1 protein-coding gene is annotated in these 361 nt (G+C 32.1%); it reads left to right on the forward strand.

Annotated elements, in window-relative coordinates; all coding sequences use genetic code 11:
* Positions 1–291 (forward strand): integrase core domain-containing protein (locus GNY06_RS04515; RefSeq protein WP_166518995.1); only part of this gene is annotated, 291 nt, incomplete at its 5' end.
* Positions 292–361 lie beyond the last annotated feature (70 nt).

Genomic DNA, 361 nt, shown 5'->3' on the forward strand with positions numbered 1-361 from the left:
CCAGAACTTATTGCAGGATTGATGACTCATTGGAGTAAGGCCAATAGTATTACCTTTCAATATATAGAGCCTGGCAAACCAATGCAAAATGGATATATAGAAAGATTTAACAGGACTTATAGGGAGAATGTTCTTGATTCATATATATTTGAATCATTAGAAGATGTTCGAGAGATAACTGATGAATTTGTTAAAGATTACAATGAAGAGAGGCCTCATGAATCATTAGCGGGATTGTCTCCTGTGAAATACAGAGAAAAGGAAAAACAGAAACTTGCTGTTATAAATTAACAGAAAATAAATTGGGTACAATATGAAAAATTGTCTAATTTTAAATCGTACTAAAAAAGGGAAGCCTACA

Source organism: Elizabethkingia argenteiflava (assembly GCF_009904105.1).
GTDB lineage: Bacteria > Bacteroidota > Bacteroidia > Flavobacteriales > Weeksellaceae > Elizabethkingia > Elizabethkingia argenteiflava.